Source organism: Ruegeria sp. J8 (assembly GCF_056531925.1).
Window position 1 is genome coordinate 47,641 of record NZ_JBQFMR010000006.1, and the last position, 17,099, is coordinate 64,739.

16 protein-coding genes are annotated in these 17,099 nt (G+C 59.8%); 4 read left to right on the forward strand and 12 right to left on the reverse strand.

Annotated features, from left to right (window positions below; genetic code table 11):
• Positions 1-63: 63 nt before the first annotated feature.
• Entirely contained in the window at positions 64-2,037 is a 1,974-nt protein-coding gene (locus ACR0L1_RS13555; protein WP_480859368.1) for an AMP-binding protein, read from the reverse strand.
• Between the two features lie 163 nt (positions 2,038-2,200).
• On the opposite strand from ACR0L1_RS13555, the gene ACR0L1_RS13560 reads away from it, so the two are divergent.
• Positions 2,201-2,773: an ester cyclase gene (locus ACR0L1_RS13560; RefSeq protein WP_480859370.1), complete on the forward strand. Its 573-nt coding sequence runs from the start codon at positions 2,201-2,203 to the stop codon at positions 2,771-2,773.
• A gap of 94 nt (positions 2,774-2,867) precedes the next feature.
• Here the strand turns inward: ACR0L1_RS13560 and ACR0L1_RS13565 are convergent, their stop codons facing one another.
• Genes ACR0L1_RS13565 through ACR0L1_RS13575 form a run of 3 tightly spaced genes read right to left on the reverse strand, consistent with a single transcriptional unit; the run spans position 2,868 to position 5,344 of the window.
• On the reverse strand, positions 2,868-3,266 hold the full coding sequence (locus ACR0L1_RS13565; protein WP_480859372.1) for a (deoxy)nucleoside triphosphate pyrophosphohydrolase: 399 nt from the start codon (positions 3,264-3,266) through the stop codon (positions 2,868-2,870).
• Positions 3,263-4,489, reverse strand: coding sequence for a bifunctional glutamate N-acetyltransferase/amino-acid acetyltransferase ArgJ (gene argJ, locus ACR0L1_RS13570; RefSeq protein ID WP_480859374.1), 1,227 nt, complete (start codon positions 4,487-4,489; stop codon positions 3,263-3,265). The genes ACR0L1_RS13565 and argJ overlap by 4 nt, the downstream gene beginning before the upstream one ends.
• Positions 4,490-4,495: 6 nt before the next feature.
• Entirely contained in the window at positions 4,496-5,344 is an 849-nt protein-coding gene (locus ACR0L1_RS13575) for a peptidylprolyl isomerase (RefSeq protein WP_170771443.1), read from the reverse strand.
• 176 nt (positions 5,345-5,520) lie between these two features.
• Here ACR0L1_RS13575 and secA point away from each other — a divergent pair, with 176 nt between their 5' ends.
• The 3 genes from secA (at position 5,521) to ACR0L1_RS13590 (ending at position 10,838) form a co-directional block, all read left to right on the forward strand.
• Positions 5,521-8,238, forward strand: coding sequence for a preprotein translocase subunit SecA (gene secA, locus ACR0L1_RS13580; protein ID WP_480505456.1), 2,718 nt, complete (start codon positions 5,521-5,523; stop codon positions 8,236-8,238).
• Between the two features lie 100 nt (positions 8,239-8,338).
• The gene (locus tag ACR0L1_RS13585; protein ID WP_480859376.1) at positions 8,339-9,262 is read left to right on the forward strand and encodes a hypothetical protein; all 924 of its coding nucleotides are present in this window, start codon (positions 8,339-8,341) and stop codon (positions 9,260-9,262) included.
• Between the two features lie 25 nt (positions 9,263-9,287).
• Entirely contained in the window at positions 9,288-10,838 is a 1,551-nt protein-coding gene (locus tag ACR0L1_RS13590; RefSeq protein WP_480859378.1) for a substrate-binding domain-containing protein, read from the forward strand.
• A gap of 70 nt (positions 10,839-10,908) precedes the next feature.
• On the opposite strand, the gene radC is transcribed toward ACR0L1_RS13590, so the two are convergent.
• From radC to ACR0L1_RS13630, 8 genes are read right to left on the reverse strand one after another with little or no spacing between them, the layout of a single operon-like run.
• Positions 10,909-11,664, reverse strand: coding sequence for a RadC family protein (gene radC / locus ACR0L1_RS13595; RefSeq protein WP_480859380.1), 756 nt, complete (start codon positions 11,662-11,664; stop codon positions 10,909-10,911).
• 35 nt (positions 11,665-11,699) lie between these two features.
• The gene (locus ACR0L1_RS13600; RefSeq protein WP_480859382.1) at positions 11,700-12,434 is read right to left on the reverse strand and encodes an ABC transporter permease; all 735 of its coding nucleotides are present in this window, start codon (positions 12,432-12,434) and stop codon (positions 11,700-11,702) included.
• Positions 12,431-13,156: an ABC transporter ATP-binding protein gene (locus ACR0L1_RS13605; protein ID WP_480859384.1), complete on the reverse strand. Its 726-nt coding sequence runs from the start codon at positions 13,154-13,156 to the stop codon at positions 12,431-12,433. Before ACR0L1_RS13605 ends, ACR0L1_RS13600 begins: the two co-directional genes overlap by 4 nt.
• Entirely contained in the window at positions 13,153-13,827 is a 675-nt protein-coding gene (gene tenA, locus ACR0L1_RS13610; protein WP_480859386.1) for a thiaminase II, read from the reverse strand. The genes ACR0L1_RS13605 and tenA overlap by 4 nt, the downstream gene beginning before the upstream one ends.
• The gene (locus tag ACR0L1_RS13615; RefSeq protein ID WP_170786111.1) at positions 13,824-14,759 is read right to left on the reverse strand and encodes an ABC transporter substrate-binding protein; all 936 of its coding nucleotides are present in this window, start codon (positions 14,757-14,759) and stop codon (positions 13,824-13,826) included. Before ACR0L1_RS13615 ends, tenA begins: the two co-directional genes overlap by 4 nt.
• Before the next feature lie 20 nt (positions 14,760-14,779).
• Positions 14,780-15,745 carry a ThiF family adenylyltransferase gene (locus ACR0L1_RS13620; RefSeq protein ID WP_480859388.1) on the reverse strand — a complete coding sequence of 322 codons (966 nt, stop codon included), beginning with the start codon at positions 15,743-15,745 and terminating at the stop codon, positions 14,780-14,782.
• Entirely contained in the window at positions 15,742-16,338 is a 597-nt protein-coding gene (locus ACR0L1_RS13625; protein ID WP_480859390.1) for a thiamine phosphate synthase, read from the reverse strand. Before ACR0L1_RS13625 ends, ACR0L1_RS13620 begins: the two co-directional genes overlap by 4 nt.
• A complete protein-coding gene (locus tag ACR0L1_RS13630; protein ID WP_170786117.1) occupies positions 16,335-17,099 on the reverse strand; it encodes a thiazole synthase in 765 nt (254 codons plus the stop codon). Before ACR0L1_RS13630 ends, ACR0L1_RS13625 begins: the two co-directional genes overlap by 4 nt.

The window sequence follows — 17,099 nt, forward strand, 5'->3', positions numbered from 1 at the left end:
TGTAAAAAAACGGGACGCCGGGCGGGGCGATGACCGCAAGGTCGAGCGGCGCTCGAACGGCCCTCATTCCGCCGCCACCTTGTGCGAGGTCGCAGCAACAACCGGCGCGTCCACAATTTCCAGCGTGGCCGAGATCGACCCCTTACGCCCGTCCTCATAGGTTACTTCAGTCGTAGTCGAAACGCTGGATGATCCGTCATAAAGCGCATCAATGATGTCGTGGAATTTCTCTTCCACAAAGCCGCGCCGCACCTTTCGGGTCCGGGTCATTTCACCATCATCCGCATCCAACTCTTTGTGCAGGACCACAAAGCGATGCACCTGGCAGCCCGACAGCATCTCATCTGCCGCAACCGACTTGTTGACCTCTTCCACATGCGACTTGATCGTCTCTAACACGCGGGGATGACTTGTCAGTTCCTGATAGGACCCATAAGCCACATTGTTGCGCTCAGCCCAATTTCCAACCGCCGTCAGGTCAATATTGATAAAGGCCACGCAGCGATCTTTGCCGTTTCCGAACAGAACAACCTCAAGAATATCGGGATAGAACTTCAGTTTGTTCTCGACATATTTCGGCGCAAACATCGACCCGTCGGCCATTTTGCCCACGTCCTTGGCACGGTCGATGATCCGCAAATGGCCTGACCCTTCCTCGATGAATCCGGCATCCCCGGTTGCCACCCAACCCTCGGCATCCTTGGTCGAGGCGGTCGAATCCGGGTTATTGTAATACTCAACAAACACACCGGGCGATCGATAGTGAATCTCGCCCTTATCGTCGATCTTCAACTCAACATCTGGCGCAGGAACACCAACCGTATCCGCGCGTACCTCGCCGTCAGGCTGCACAGTGATAAAAACGGTCGCCTCAGTCTGACCATATAGCTGCTTCAGATTGATACCCAGTGAGCGGTAGAAATCAAAAATCTCAGGCCCAATGGCTTCCCCCGCCGTATAGCCGACGCGGAACCGGCCATAACCCAACGTATCCTTGAGCGGACCGTAAACCAGCATATTGCCGAGCGCGTATTTCACCTTGTCGCCAAACCCAACCGGCTTGCCATCCAGCAAAAGACCGCCCACCTTCTTGGCGTGATCCATGAAGTGACGGAACATACGCTTTTTCAGCTTGCCCGCATCCTCCATCCGGATCATCACATTGGTCAGCTGCGTCTCAAACACGCGCGGCGGGGCAAAGAAATAAGTCGGCCCTATCTCGCGCAGGTCGGTCATCATCGTGTCGGCGCTTTCGGGGCAGTTCACGCAGAAGCCGCACCAATAAGCCTGACCGATGGAAAAGATGAAATCACCCACCCACGCCATCGGCAGGTAGGACAGAATATCTTCGTTCCGGGTCAGATGATCGAACTCGGCCGAGTTCTTCGCGCTTTCGATCACATTACGGTTCGACAGCACCACGCCCTTGGGCTTGCCCGTAGTGCCCGAGGTATAGAGCATCACGCAGGTATCGTCATAGGTGATCGCCGCGATGCGTTTGTCCAGTTCTGCGTCAAACCGCGCGTGACCCGCCCCGCCTTCGGCCATGATGTCATCCAGCGCGTTCATCTGGGAGTGGTCGTATTTCCGCATCCCGCGCTTGTCAGTGTAGAGGATATGCTTGACCTGATGCAGCCCCTGCTGAATCTCGATGACCTTATCGACCTGCTCCTGATCGCCACAGACAACGAACTTCGCACCGCAATGTTCCAGCACATAGGCCATCTCTTCCGCGACCGAGTCCTGATACAGCGGCACCGGCACCGCCCCCACCATCTGCGCGGCCACCATCGACCAATAATGCGCCGGGCGGTTGCGGCCTATGACGGCGATATGGTCGCCCTTCTCAACGCCGATCTCCAGAAATCCCAACGCCAGCTTGCGCACCTCGGCGGCGGTTTCAGCCCAGGACCAGCATTGCCAGATCCCGAATTCCTTTTCCCGGTAGGCCGGGGCATCCCCGAACTGCGTCGCATTGCGATGTAACAGCGCCGGAAGGGAAACCAACCCTTCAGCGCCCGATTGCGTCTGAGCCAATCTTTCTCTCCTCCCCACCCGACCCCTCCCTTGGGTCGGAAATGGCGGGTTCGGGATGGTGCCCGAACGCCAATGCCCCACAAAGGGACAGGCGGAGGATCAGCGGCAAGTTTTGCCTGATGTTTTCTCAATTCTTACGAATTGTAACAGGGGTGGAAGGGTGATGGATTGGATGGATCGCCGGAGCACATCAGTCAAAATGTCGTCACCAAGCCACGATATTTCCGCGCATTTTGATAATGAGCTATTTCAGCGTACCCTGTTTCTTACTGCTTCAGTTGATGGCCAACACGGTTGGCCACAGTTTCGTAGGGGGGGGAAACACATGTCTATCCGAAAAGCCGCAAGAGAATTCTTTGAGGCCTGCGATACAGGCAAAGGCTGGGACGCCTGCAAAAACTTTTGCCATGAGGGCGCGACGTTTTCAGCACAAGCCGACGCATTGGCCGACGTCACTTCCCTGGAAGGTTACGCAGACTGGATGAAAAACCTGCTGACTCCGATCCCGGATGGTCATTATGAGCTCAAATCATTTTCTGTTGATGAAGAGCGTGGAATTGCAAGCATATTTGCCGTGTTCCATGGAACTCATTCCGTGGATGGCCCAGTGCCTGCTACGGGAAAAACTCTGGCCGCGGAATACGTCTATGCCATTGAGTTTGACGGTGACAAAATCAAACATATGACCAAGATATGGAATGATGCGCATTCCTTGAAACAGCTCGGCTGGGCCTAATACTTTAGGATCAGGGGTACAGGTCACAAATCACGCAATTCCGACCACCGCGTGCTCTCTTTTGGCCACAGGGGGCATGCGCCCTGCCGCGACACTACAACCAATCCCGCAGAATCGGGATCAACGGCACATCAGCTGCGGGCATAGGATAGTTCCGCAGATCATTAGCGCGGACCCATTTCAGCGCCTGACCTTCTTTTGATTGTGGTATCCCCTCCCATTTCCGGCAAGCGAACAGCGGCATCAACAGGTGGAAATCGTCATAGCTGTGGCTGGCAAAGGTCAGCGGTGCTAGGCAGGAGGCCCAGGTGTTGATGCCCAGTTCTTCCTCCAGCTCGCGGATCAGGGCGACCTCGGGGGTTTCGCAGGGTTCGACCTTGCCGCCGGGGAATTCCCACAGACCGGCCATGGACTTCCCCTCGGGGCGCTGCGCCAGCAGCACCCGGCCTTCGACGTCGATCAGGGCGACGGCCGACACCAAAACGGTCTTCATGAACGATAATCCGCGTTGATCTCGATATAGCCGTGCGTCAGGTCGCAGGTCCAAACGGTGGATGCGCCTTCATCCAGCCCCAGATCGACCGCGATCACCAGATCCTGACCTTTCATATAGGCGGCAGCGTCTTCCTCGCGGTAGTCGGGGCTGACCCAGCCTTTCTCGGCCACCAGAATATCGCCGAAAGAAATACTCAGCAGGTCGCGGTCGGCGGCGGCACCGGACTTGCCGATGGCCATGACTACGCGGCCCCAATTCGGATCTTCGCCCGCAATCGCCGTTTTCACCAGCGGTGAGTTGGCAATTGCCAACCCATGCACCTTGGCATCCGCGTCCGTGGCTGCTCCGGTCACACGAATTTCTACGAATTTCGTGGCGCCTTCACCGTCGCGCACCACCTGCTGCGCAAGGTCCAGCATCACCGTTTCAAGCGCCTGCGCAAACGCTGCATTGCCTGTGGCATCCACGCCCGAGGCCCCGGTGGCGCAAAGCAGCAGCGTGTCCGAGGTCGAGGTATCGCTGTCCACCGTAATGCAGTTGAAGGTGCGGTCGGTCTGCGCGCCCAGCATCGCTTGTAGCGCCGATTGTTCGACTTGCGCATCGGTGAAGATGTAGACCAGCATTGTCGCCATATCCGGCGCGATCATGCCCGAACCCTTGGCGATCCCAGCAATAGAGACGATTTGTCCATCAATCTCGACCTGTGCGCTTGCCCCCTTGGGGAAGGTGTCGGTCGTCATGATCGCCCGCGCGGCGTCTTCAATGGCGTGGCGGCTGAGACCCATTTTAAGCGTCTCAAGCTGCGATACGATGCGACCATGGGGCAGCGGCTCGCCGATCACGCCGGTGGACGATGTAAATACCCGCTCGACCCCGACCCCGGTGGCTTTGGACACGGCCTGCGTCACTTCGGCCACAGAGGTCTGGCCGTAGTGCCCGGTGAATGCATTGGCATTGCCCGAGTTCACCAAAATAGCCGCCGGACCATCGCTGGCCCCACCGATCTTGTCCTGACAATCCAGCACCGGGGCCGCGCGGGTGGCGGAACGCGTGAACACCCCCGCCACCGAGGTACCGGGATCCAGCACCGCCAGCATCACATCGGTGCGGCCCTGGTAGCGCACACCCGCCTCAACAGTGGCAAAGCGCACGCCGTCAATTGCGGGCAGGTCGGGGAATGCCGCCGGAGCCAGAGGCGAAACTTTGGTAATCGTTGCCACGGACGGTTACTCCTGAAGCAGTTCGATCTGACGCAGTGCCTCGGGTCCGACACCCTCGGTCGTGGGGCGCTCGATCTCGGCCTGCTGGGTCAGCTCGTCGATGCGCGCCTGAATGATCTCCTGCTGAAGACCTTGGGACAGTTCGGCGCGGACAGCCTCAATATCCGGGGCTTCGGTTTTGCGCTTGTCGTTCAGGGTGACAACGTGCCAGCCGAACTGAGTTTTCACAGGGTCCGAAACCTGGCCCTTTTCCAGACTGACAACGGCAGCCTCGAAGGCAGGCACCATGCGACCCGGGCCGAACCAACCCAACTCACCCCCATTCGGGCCGGACGGGCCGGTGGATTTCTCGCGCGCCAGTTGCGCGAAATCAGCACCGTCATCAAGCTGAGCCTTGATTTCATTCGCTTCTTCTTCGGTTTCGACCAGAATGTGGCTGGCGTTATATTCATCCGCGCCCTGGAAATCAGCATATTGCGCATCATAGGCGGCCTGGATCGCCTCATCCGTCAGATTTTCCTCGATCAACGCATTCACAGTCTGCACCGCACGCAGAGATCGGGTTTCATTCTCGATGCCCAATGCGTTCAGCCGGGTCAGCGCGTCCTGCTGTTGGCCCAGCAATTGCTGCTGGATCAACTGATCGACAATCAGATCATAGAGAACATCGTCTTCGATCTGCTGATATTGCTCGGGCAAGGCTGCGGCAGTAGCGATGATGTGACCCAATGTGATCTCTTCCCCGTTCACACGGGCCACGACCGCGCTGGGATCGGGCTGGGTTTCGGCGGCCAGTGGCAAGGCCAGCACGGCAGTCAGGGCCAGCGATGGCAGAAAAGTGAGGCCTTTGGGCATGGATTCATCCTATTTTCTAGCCGCGACGGGGCGCAGCGTTGACACTGTGGAACCTGCCGCTTACATCGCTTTGAAGCCTTGGACAGGGCCGCCTTTCACCCCCCGTATCTATGGGTTGCGCGCAAGGTGGGCAAGCCTGTCGCAACCAAGACAAGAACAGATCCGCTGGAGTGAACATGCTGGGACTCGGAACGCTCGCCAAAAAGGTGTTCGGAACACCGAACGACCGCAAGATCAAGGCGACCCGCCCCCTGATCGACCAGATCAACGCGCTGGAACCCGAGTTCGAGAAATTGTCGGATGACGGTCTGAAGGAAAAGACCGAGGAATTGCGTAAACGGGCGTTGGACGGCGAGAGCCTGGATGACCTGCTGCCCGAAGCCTTTGCCAACGTACGCGAAGGCGCCAAGCGCGCGCTGGGTCTGCGCGCCTTTGACGTGCAGTTGATGGGCGGCGCGTTCCTGCATCAGGGCAACATTTCGGAAATGAAAACAGGTGAGGGCAAAACGCTGGTCGCCACGTTCCCGGCCTATCTGAACGCTCTGACCGGCAAGGGCGTGCATGTGGTCACCGTGAATGAATACCTGGCCAAGCGCGACTCGGACTGGATGGGCAAGGTTTTTGGCGCTTTGGGCATGACCACGGGTGTGATCTGGTCTGGTCAGCCAGATGCGGAAAAGAAAGCCGCCTACGCCTGCGACATCACCTATGCCACCAATAACGAGCTGGGCTTCGACTATCTGCGCGACAACATGAAGTCCGATCTGGCCGAGATTTATCAAAAATACCACAATTTCGCGATTGTGGACGAGGTCGACTCGATCCTGATTGACGAGGCGCGCACGCCGCTGATCATCTCGGGCCCGTCGCAGGACCGGTCTGACATGTATACTACGATCGACGGGCTGATCCCTTCGTTGCAGGACGACCACTATTCGCTGGACGAGAAATCGCGGAACGTGACCTTCACCGATGAAGGCAACGAGTTTCTTGAAGAACAACTGATCGCAGCCGGACTGATCCCCGAGGGCCATTCGCTGTATGATCCCGAAAGCACCACGGTCGTTCACCACGTGAACCAAGGTCTGCGGGCGCATAAGCTGTTCCAGCGCGACAAGGACTATATCGTGCGCGACGGCAATGTCGTTCTGATCGACGAATTCACCGGGCGCATGATGCCGGGTCGCCGTCTGTCGGAAGGTCTGCACCAGGCCATCGAGGCCAAGGAAGGTGTTCCGATCCAGCCTGAGAACGTGACGCTGGCCAGCGTGACCTTCCAGAACTATTTCCGCCTTTATGACAAGTTGGGCGGCATGACCGGCACTGCCCTGACCGAGGCCGAAGAATTCCAAGAAATCTATGGCCTGGGCGTGGTTGAGGTTCCGACCAACAAGCCAATTGCACGTGTAGACGAAGATGATCAGGTCTATCGCACTGGTGCCGAGAAATACGGCGCGATGATCGAAGAAACCAAAGAAGCGCAGGAAAAGGGCCAACCAGTTCTGCTGGGCACCACCTCGATCGAGAAATCCGAACTGCTCAGCCAGATGCTGACCAAAGAAGGCATCCAGCACAACGTTCTCAACGCCCGCCAGCACGAGCAAGAGGCGCAGATCGTCGCCGATGCGGGGCGTCTGGGCGCAGTCACCATCGCCACCAACATGGCCGGTCGCGGAACCGACATCCAGTTGGGCGGCAATGTGGAAATGAAAGTGCTGAAGGCGCTGGCCGAAAACCCCGAGGCCGACCCCGCCGAACTGCGCGCGGCCGAAGAAGCAACTCACGCCGAGGAAAAAGAAAAGGTTCTGGCCGCTGGCGGTCTGTTTGTTATGGCATCAGAACGCCACGAAAGCCGCCGCATCGATAACCAGCTGCGTGGCCGTTCGGGCCGTCAGGGTGATCCGGGCCGCACAGTATTTTACCTCAGCCTCGAAGACGACCTGATGCGCATCTTTGGCTCGGAACGTCTGGACAAAGTTCTACACACCCTGGGCATGCAAGAGGGCGAGGCCATCGTTCATCCCTGGGTCAACAAATCGCTGGAGCGGGCGCAATCCAAGGTCGAAGGCCGCAACTTTGACATGCGCAAGAACGTTCTGAAATTTGATGACGTGATGAACGACCAACGGAAAGTGGTGTTCAGCCAACGGCGCGAGATCATGTCTGCCGATGACCTCTCAGATGTGGTCTCGGACATGCGCGAACAGGTCATCGACGATCTGATCGACGAATACATGCCGCCGAAATCCTATGCTGATCAGTGGGACACCGATGGATTGCACGAGGCGATCAAGGACAAGCTGACCATCGACGCGCCCGTACAGGATTGGGCCGCCGAAGAAGGCGTGGATGACGAACAGGTGCGCGAGCGTTTGGTCAAGGCCGCCGACGAGATGATGGCGCAAAAGGCGACCGCTTTTGGCCCCGAGAACATGCGCAACATCGAAAAGCAGGTTCTGCTGAACACCATCGACAGCAAATGGCGTGAACACCTGCTGACACTGGAGCATCTGCGCTCAGTCGTTGGGTTCCGGGGCTATGCCCAGCGCGATCCGCTGAACGAGTATAAGAACGAAAGCTTCCAGCTGTTTGAAAGCATGTTGGACAGTTTGCGCGAAACCGTGACTCAGCAATTGTCGCGCGTGCGCCCTCTGACCGAGGAAGAACAGCGCGAGATGTTGGCGCAGATGCAGGCCCAACAGGCCCAAGCGCAGCAGGCGGTCGATCAGGCCGCAGGCCAGGCCGAAGCTGTGGCCGAGGCCGAAGCCTCGGGTGATGCGCGACCCGGTTTCGATGAAAACGATCCAAGCACATGGGGCAACCCGTCACGCAACGACAGATGCCCCTGCGGTTCGGGCAAGAAGTTCAAACATTGCCACGGACGCCTGACCTGACATCACCTTAGTTCAGACACAATTAACCCGCGTCACGGCCACATATTGGCCGTGATTGACCCGCAGGGTGCGACTCGCTCCTTCAACTGGGGAGGGTGTTTTGTTTGTAATTAAGAACTACGTGACCACTGGGGGTACCGTTGCCTGTGCCCTGGCCATTGGTTACCTGATGCAGAATGGAACGCCTGCGGAACCTGACGCCCCGCAGACGCAGATCAGTTCTGTCATGGATCACACGGCGATCATCGCAGGGCTGGAGGATATCGTTCTGACCTCCTCGACTCCGGCCCACGAAACGCCGGACGACACCACAACCGGACATCGCAAGCTGCACGCCAACGGGTCTGCCCCCTCGGGCCCGACGGACTGCGCTATCGGCGCACGGGCGCGGGCTGTACCCGGTGCTGCAGCGCAACTGACCGTCCTTGCCCCTTGCCACGCGGGCGAACGGATTGATGTGCATCACAGCGGCCTGACCGTCACGCAACAAACAGACGCGACCGGTCGTCTGGAAGTGACAATCCCGGCGCTCAGCGAATATGCGATCTTCCTGATCTCGGTCGGGGATCAGGCGGGCACTGTTGCGACCACACATATCCCCGATATCACCCATTTCGATCGCGTGGCCCTGCACTGGCAAGGCAATACGGACCTGCAAATCCATGCGCTGGAGTTTGGCGCAAGCTATGGCAGCACCGGCCATGTCTCGGTTGACGCCAAAACACAGGGCGCCGGGCAAGTTGTCCATCTGGGTCAACCCGACCTGAACGACGCGCAGAACGTTCAGGTCTATTCCTACCCTGCAGGGCAATCCGATCAGACCGGCTCGATCACCCTGTCGGTCGAGGCCGAAGTGACCCGGGCAAATTGCGACCAGGAACTGCACCTGCAATCGCTGGAACTGCGCGGCGATCAGCGCCTCAGCGCGCGCGACCTGTCCGTCACTCTGCCGGAATGTTCGAAAGCGGGTGAGTTTCTGGTGTTGAATAATCTGCTCGAAGACCTGAAAATCGCGGCAAAGTAAAACCGCAGGCAGGCTCGGGCATCTTATGACATTTCTTCGTGTGGCGACCGCCGCACTCTTCTCCTTGGCATCTGCGTCGCAGGCGGCTGCGCAAGACATCACCCTGACCTCGCATGACGGCAAGGTCGAGGTAATCGGCAATCTGCTAGGCTATGACGGCGAGTTCTATCGCATCGACACCCGGTTCGGCGCGCTTACCGTTGACGGCTCGGGTGTGACCTGCACGGGTCCCGCTTGCCCCAGCCTGACAGATTTTGTGGCCGAGGTTCGCCTGTCCGGCGCGTCAGTTATGGCCGAGAACATCTTGCCCGCGCTTTTGGTGGCCTTTGCCCGACACGAAGGGTGGGCCGCGACCCCACGACATCTGGAGGGCGGGCAATTTGCCTATGAGCTGACTAAAACCGACCGCGCGGCACCGCTGGGTCGGTTCGTATTCACCCCCACAACCACCGACCAGGGGTTTGCCGATCAAGTGTCAGGTTCGGCCGACATCGTCATGGCCCTGCGCGAGGTTCGACCAACCGAGCAAGACAGCGCCATCAAGGCCGGTTTGGGCGATCTGTCCCTGGCCCGGCGGTCCCGCATCGTGGCACTGGACGCGTTGGTGCCGGTGGTGTCACCGGACAATCCGATCCGACAGATATCACCCGCTGATCTGGTCCGCATCTTCACCGGAGAGATCACGAACTGGACCAGCCTGGGCGGACCCGACGCGCCAATTGCCGTGCATCTGCCGGACACCGACCCGTCGCAAGCCTTGCAGGACAGTTTGCTGACACCGGTAAACGCCTCCCTGCCCGCAAGGATCAACCAGCATAACCGCAGCAGCGCTCTGGTTCAGGCAGTTGCACGGGATCCGTTCGCCATCGGCATCGCCAGCCAGGCGGCGGTCGACACGGTCCGCGCGTTGCCCCTGACCGGCGGCTGCGGTCACGCGCTGGCGGCGACCCGACAATCCATCAAGACCGAGGACTACCCCCTGACCTCGCCCATGTTCCTTTACTTGCCCAACCGTCGCCTGCCCCGGATCGCAAGGCAGTTTCTGTCTTTCGCCCAAAGCCCCGAGGCGCAAGTCGCAATCCGAGATGCAGGTTTCGTCGATCAAGCCCCCGAGCTGTTGTCCATCGACCAGCAGGGACATCGCCTGGCCAACGCCGTCGCCTCGGGCGGGGCTGAAATTGGGCTGGACGAGCTACAACGCATAGTAGGTACATTGCGCGCCCAATCTCGGCTGTCGCTGTCCTTCCGGTTCGAGACAGGCTCCTCCCGCCCCGACGCGCAATCGCGCGCCAACATCCAGCTTTTGGCTCAGCTGGTGGAATCCGGCCAATTCGACACCCGGCGCCTCACATTTATCGGCTTCAGCGACGGCGACGGATCGGCACATGCTAACGCCCAGATCGCCCTGCTGCGCGCCAAAACCGTGCGCAACGCCGTTCTGGCCGCAATTGAAGCTTCGATCTCCGAAAAGGTGGAACTGAATGTCGACGGTTTTGGCGAAGCCATGCCCATGGCCTGCGACGACACCGAATGGGGACGAAAGGTCAATCGTAGGGTCGAGGTTTGGGTCCAATAGCCCGGCCCTTCTTCTCGTTCCAAATACGGCGGGGGTGAATCGTCCCCAAAGGCCAAGAAGAGCAAAGCCCCTACAAATATCCTTCCGACCGGAAACTCAGTTCTGTCGATTTCCCGATGATCAGGTGGTCATGCAAGGTCAGACCCAACGCGACACAGGCATCCTGAATCCGGGCGGTCATATCGATATCCGACTGCGAGGGCGTTGGGTCACCTGACGGATGGTTATGCACCAGAATAAGCGCCGAGGCATTCAGCTCCAGCGCCCGTTTCGCCACCTCCCGCGGGTAGACCGGCACATGATCGACGGTGCCTTTAGCCTGCTCTTCATCCGCGATCAGCACGTTCTTACGGTCCAGATAGAACACCCGGAACTGCTCGGTCTCGCGATGGGCCATGGTCGTGTGGCAGTAATCCAGCAGCGCGTCCCAGCCCGAGATCACATGCCGCTGCATTACTCGCGCACGGGCCATACGATGGGCGCAAGCCTCAAGAATCTTCAGGTCGGTGATGACCGTCTCACCCACACCTTTGATCTGACGCAGCCGTTCTTCGGGCGCGGTCAGCACGCGGTTGAAATCCCCAAACGTATCCATCAGCGCCCGCGCCAGCGGTTTCACATCCTGCCGGGGGATGGACCGGAACAGCACCAGCTCTAACAACTCATAATCCGGCATTGCAGCGGACCCGCCCGACATGAACCTTTCGCGCAGCCGCTTGCGATGGTCTTTGATATAGGAGGGCAATCGACCACTTGGCAGCGGCTGCGCGGGCGCTTCGTCCGTTTCAAACAGCATTGGGGCTTCGGCAAAGGCGTCCTTGGTCATGTTCTCACCCTGACGCCGAATCGGTTTCCAAACCGTTAACGCACTTCACCTGCCATGCGCGCCGTCGCGCGGCGGATGATCAGATGCAATAGGATCGAAAACACGCCCAAGGTCAGCATCGCGGCAAACATCAGGTCGGTCTTGGCACGCCCATTGGCCAGCAGCATCAGATAGCCCAAGCCTTGGGACGAGCCCACCCACTCGCCAATCACAGCCCCAATGGGCCCATAAACCGCCGCCAGCCGCATCCCCGAGGCCAGCGAGGGCAACGCGGCGGGAATGCGGATATGCCACAAAACCGCGCGCGGGCTAGCCTGCATGGTGCGCGCAAGGTCCAGATAGCCCGGTGGCGTGCGCATCAGCCCGTCGAAAAAGGATGAGGTGATGGGGAAATAGATGATCAGAACCGCCATAGCCACCTTAGACCACAACCCATAACCCAGCCACAGGGTCAGCAACGGGGCCAGCGCAAAGACCGGAAGCGCCTGTGTGAAGACTAGCATCGGCTGCACCAACACCCGCGCCGCTCGCGAATTCGCCAGTTGCAGCGCGGTGATCACGCCCAGAACCGTGCCGAGGGCGAGCCCGATCACTACCTCTACCGCTGTAATCCACGTATGTTCGGCAATCACCCAGCGGTTCTGCCACCATGTCTCAGCCACCAGTGCCGGACCGGGCAGGATGAATTTCGGCAGGCCCGTTAGGCTGACAATCGCCTGCCAGACGGCCAGCGCGAATACAGTTGCGGCAAGGGCGGACAGGATCTTCATGCCGCCTCTCTCAACAACCGCAACAACGCGCCCTGCGTCTCCAGTGTTTCCAGGTCATCCACATGGCGCGGAGCCGGGGCCGAGGGCGGATCGCAGGGCGTCAACCCCTGCGCCGTCATCACCATGATGGATTGACCCAGGCGCGCGGCCTCGGCCGGATCGTGCGTCACCAGCAATACGGTGCGCCCCGCCAGCGCCTCGGCCGCCAGATCCTGCATATCGGCGCGGGTGCGGGCGTCGAGGGCCGAGAACGGCTCATCCAATAACACGATGGGCCGGTCCTCCATCAACGTACGCGCCAAGGCCACGCGCTGACGCTGACCGCCAGACAATTCTCCGGGTTTTTTGTTCAGATGATCCTGCAATCGCATCCGCTCGATCAAACGGTCCCGGCGGGCCAGGTCGGGTTTTTCCCCGCGCAGCCGCGCGCCCAGAGACACATTCTGCGCCACCGTCGCCCAAGGCAGCAGCAGGTCGTCCTGCGCCATGTAAGCGACGCGGCTTGGCACTGGCTTCGTGTCGCTGGCAGTGATCTGCCCTTTGAAATCCGCGCCCGTCTCCAATCCAGCAATCAGTCGCAGAACGGTGGTTTTCCCCACGCCCGATCCGCCAAGCAGACACGTCCACTGCCCAGCCCCAAGGGTCAGGGCCAACGGCGCGAACAAGGGCGCGCCGTCGATTGTGGCCGAGCCACTGATGGCCAGATCAGGCGCTTGGGTCACGGGGTCAGACCCATTTGCCAGAAGTTGACCTCAAGCTCGGTCGCAGTGCGGAAGGTCTGACACAGTCGATCCCAACGCGGTGAGGCTTCAAAATCTGCCCCAATACGCCCCGTTAGAGCCTGATTCAACAACTCTCCGACCGCTTTGCACGCGCCTTGGTAGTCTTCACCGGCATAGGTGTTGATCCAACCACGATAGGTCTCGGATGTAGCCTCGGCAGCCAGCCGCGCGCCGATCTCACCATAACCCATGACACAGGGCGCAAGGGCCGCCAGCAGGTCCAGCAGATCTCCGCTATACCCGGCCTCTAACACGAACCGTGTATAGGCCAGATTCTCGGCCCGCTCGGGAGTCGCGAACAGCTCCTCCTGCGAAATCCCGGCAGCCTCGCAGATGCCGATATGCAGCTGCATTTCTTCAGCGACCAGAGCGTTCACTGTTCCCACAGCGGTCAACATCTCGGAATGCGTTTCCGATTTCACCACCGCCAAAGCCCAGGCGCGGCAAAAATGGATCAAGAACACGTAATCCTGCCGCAGATAGTGCAGGAACGCCTCACGCGGCAGCGTGCCGTCCTTTATGCCTTCGACGAAGGCGTGGCGGGTATAATCCCGCCACGGCCCTTGCGCCGCGTCACGCATCAGCGCGAAGGCTTTGCCGTAGCCGCTCATTGCGCGGTCACGTCAATAGTGATGTCACTGACCGGGTTGATGCTGTCGATCATGCCGCTGTCTTTCAGGAACGCCTCGAACCGTGCGTACCGACCAGCGTCAAAACCAGCCGGACGCAAGGCAAAACGGGGCAGCGTGTCGACCCATGCACGGGCGTTCAGCTCATCCTGCAGCTCGGGCGAGGTGGCCGCGAAAATCTCCCAGCTTTTTTCGGGGTTGTTGACGATATACTGCGTGGCTTTCTCGGTCGCGGCCAGAAAACGCGCGATCATGTCGGCATCCATGGTTTCGGGGTTGGCCACATAGATCAGCTCATCATAGGGCGGTACGCCTTCTTCCTCGATGTAAAAGCAGCGGCCCGCGACACCTTCGATATCCATCTGGTTCAGTTCGAAATTGCGGAACGCACCGATTACCGCATCCACCTGCCCGGTCATCAGCGACGGCGACAGCGAGAAGTTCACGTTGATCAATTCGATATCGTCCAGCGCCACCCCATGGGCATTCAGCATGGCGGTCAGAATGGCCTCTTCCACGCCCGCGACCGAGAAGCCGATCTTTTTCCCCTTCAGGTCGGCCAAAGATTTAATCGGACCGTCTTCCAACACCAGAAGGCAGTTCAGCGGGGTCGCAACCAGCGTGCCCACGCGTTTCAGCGGCAGCCCTTCGTGGATTTGCAGGTGCAGCTGCGGCTGGTAGGACACCGCCAGTTCAGCTTGACCTGCTGCCACCAGACGCGGCGGGGCAGAAGGATCGGCGGGCGGGACGATTTCAACCTCAAGCCCCTGCTCGGCGAAATAGCCATTTTCCTGTGCCACGATGATCGGGCCGTGATCAGGGTTGATGAACCAGTCCAGCAGGACGGTCATCTTGTCCTCGGCCCAGGCTGGCGCAGCGGCCAGCAGAGCGATGGCGGTGATCAGCTTTTTCATGTCTCGCGTTTCCTTTTCGCTTACGAGGTCGAGGCCGCGACGAGGACAATCTCGCCCGGCCAATCCGGTTGAATCTGTTCGGCAGCACGCCATGCGCGCAGGCCAGTGGCGCAACACAAGGCCAGTCTTTTGCCTTGTTTAGGGTCTATTTCTTCCAAATTTTCAGGCGCAATGCGCTGCGCGTTCGGATGCGCTGGGATCGCCGCCTCAGCCTCATCGCGCAGCTCAATGATTTGATCTTCAGCACCGAGTTGACCGGCTGAGACGAACCGAAAACAGCTATTGGGTTCGGGCGCGTTGTCGAACCGGAAGTTGCTGGTGCGCAGGGTACCGGCGTCGTATTGAACCATCTGCCCCAAAGGCGAGGGCGCAATCCCAAGGATCAGGTTCAGCGCCATCTGCGCCTGCATCGCGCCAATTGTTCCAACGACCGGGCCCAGTACACCCGCTGTGGCGCAGCTCGCTCCGCTATCGGGCGCGTCAGGGAACACCGCGCGCAGCGAGGGCGCCCCTCCGCAGAACCCACCAACATAGCCCGACAGCCCCAGCACCGAGGCGCTGATCAACGGTTTCCCCTGCGCCAAACAAGTATCGGACAGAATATAGCTGGCCGCATAGCTGTCAGCACAATCCAGGATCACATCCGCCTGCGCGGCCATATTGGGCGCATTTGTACTTGTTAAAGCATGTTCTAGCGCCTCAACTTCGATCTCATCGTTTAAGGCCCGACACCTCTCGGCGGCCACTTTGGCCTTGAGTCGCCCAAAATCCGCCTGCGCGAACAGAGTCTGGCGATGCAGGTTGGACAGATCAACTGTATCCCTATCCATCACCGTGATCCGCCCTACCCCAGCCCCAGCCAACAATGGCAAGACCGGCGCAGCCAGCCCTCCGGCCCCCACAACCAGCACATGCGCCGAGGACAGACGCGCCTGTCCCTCTGCCCCCACCTCAGGCAGTATTGTTTGACGCCCGTAACGGCTCATCGGGTGGCCTCGATCCATTGGCGCACGCGCGCTTCGGGGTCTGTGTTCAGGGTGATATCTGTCACGACCGAGACGATATCCGCCCCCGCCTGCAGAACACCCGGCGCGCGTTCGACGCTCATCCCGCCGATCCCGACCAGAGGGATATCGCCCACCCGCGCCTTCCATTCGGTGACACGTGGCAGGCCCTGCTGATGCCATTTCATCTTTTTCAGGATAGTCGGATAAACCGGCCCCAGCGCCACATAATCCGGGTCCATGCCCAGAACGCGTTCCAACTCGTCGTCATCATGGGTCGATACGCCCAGCTTCAGTCCAGCCTTGCGAATGGCTTGCAGGTCGGCGTCGTCCAGATCCTCCTGCCCCAGGTGAATCCAGTCACATCCGGCCTCAATCGCGGCCTGCCAATAGTCGTTCACCACCAACACTGCCCCGTGCTGACGGCACAGATCGCGCGACTGGGCAATCTGTTCACGCACCACCGCATCAGGCTGATCCTTAACGCGCAACTGCACCAGTTTGACACCCAAAGGCAGCATCCGCCGCAGCCAGTTCGAGTGATCAAAGATCGGGTAAAAGCGGTCGAGGCTCATGACAGAAACGCCTTTCCGATCACGGGGGTCGAGGCTTCGGCCATATCGCGCGCCTCGATCGGGTCGGCTTGATGGGCCAGTTGCCCGGCCTCAATCGCCTGCATCATGGCCCGCGCCATCGCCGGCGGATCACCCGCGCGCGCCACGGCGGTGTTCAGCAGTACCGCGTCATAGCCCAGCTCCATCGCGCGCGAGGCGTGGCTGGGCAGGCCAATGCCCGCATCAATCACCAACGGCACATCCGGGAATTCTGCCCGCATCGCCCGCAACGCGTATTCGTTGTTCAGCCCGCGCCCCGACCCAATCGGCGCGCCCCAGGGCATCAGCACCTCACACCCTGCAGCCAGCAGACGTTCACCCACGATCAGATCGTCGGTGGTGTAGGGGAAGACCTGAAACCCTTCCTCGGTCAGGATGCGGGCAGCCTCGACCAGTTGGAACACATCCGGCTGCAGACTATCCGTGTGCCCGATCAGTTCCAGCTTGATCCATTTGGTGTCGAACACCTCACGCGCCATCTGTGCAGTAGTCACAGCCTCTTTAACCGTATGGCACCCGGCGGTGTTCGGCAGGATCAGCACGCCGAGGTCCTGGATCATCTGCCAAAAGGTCTGACCCGCCCCGGATTCGCGCCGCAGCGACACGGTGGCCACCCCGGCCCCGCTTTCCCGAAACGCCTGCTCCAGAATGGCCGGGCTTGGATATTGTGCTGTGCCCAGCATCAAGGGGTTGGGCAATTCGGTACTGTAGAACGTCTTCAT